The sequence below is a fragment of the Bartonella sp. AP57NXGY genome, from assembly GCF_042195805.1.
GTDB lineage: Bacteria > Pseudomonadota > Alphaproteobacteria > Rhizobiales > Rhizobiaceae > Bartonella.
Window position 1 is genome coordinate 1 of sequence record NZ_JBHIOZ010000392.1, and the last position, 977, is coordinate 977.

1 protein-coding gene is annotated in these 977 nt (G+C 38.7%); it reads left to right on the plus strand.

The features are described from left to right. Window positions 1-146 precede the first annotated feature (146 nt). Window positions 147-887: a hypothetical protein gene (locus tag ACFIL8_RS11075; RefSeq protein ID WP_375626935.1), complete on the plus strand. Its 741-nt coding sequence runs from the start codon at window positions 147-149 to the stop codon at window positions 885-887. Window positions 888-977: the final 90 nt, after the last annotated feature.

Sequence of the window (977 nt, forward strand, 5' to 3'; positions counted from 1 at the left end):
GCCTTTCTCCTTATGGTGAAATTTGCTTTGTTATGTGTCGTCCTCATAGGAAAACAGCTTAAATAACGGCGCGGGCGTGGCGGGGGCGCCTCCTTATAACCATTTCATTTAAAAATTTGTTTGAATATTAGATTAGGGAGCTACCTATGACCACTAAAAATGTATCCAAAAAATATGAACTCACAGATGAAATCCACCGTATTCCTGAGGGAAAAACTGTACGTCGTATAAGAGCATTAAGAGATTTTGCAGATGTTAAAGCAGGTGATCTCGGTGGCGTTATTGAAAACGAAAAAAGCTTATCACATGATGGTGATTGCTGGGTTTATGATAACGCCATGGTTGCTATGGATTCTGTTGTTTCTGAAAATGCACAAGTGCGTAATAATGCACGTGTTTATAAAAGTGCAAAAATATCAGGCAACGCTATTGTTTGTGACAATGCTCAGGTTTTTCATAATGCAAAAATTTCTGATAATGCAAAAATTTGTGATAACGCAATGGTTAATGGTAATGTTTTTGGCAATGCAGTTGTTTGTGATAATGCTCAGGTCTCTTTTCTTGGTCATATTTCTGATAATGCAAAAGTTTCTGATTATGCGCATGTAACTGGCAGGGTTTATGGAAATGCACGCGTTTATGGAAATGCTTGTATTTATGGATTTTCTGAGATTTACGATGATGCGCAGGTTTATGACAGGGCTACTATTTCTGAGCATGTAAAGGTTTATGGTAATGCACGGGTTTGTGATCAGGCAACGGTTTATAGCAAGCCTCGTACAGATGGCTATGCACCACCTATCTATGTAAAGATTTATGGCAATGCCGTGGTTAATGGCAATCAAAAAATTTCTGAAGATATTTGTGGTGATGATAAAGCAGCGTAAATAACATAACGGCGCGGGGGGCTGCTTTATAGCAAAAAAGCCGCGTCCTTTAAGACACGGCTTTTGTTTGCAACTGGAAACTTATACATT

Coding starts and splice junctions, on each gene's coding strand:
- ACFIL8_RS11075 (WP_375626935.1), top strand. CDS start 147: ATGACCACTAAAAATGTATCCAAAAAATATGAACTCACAGATGAAATC.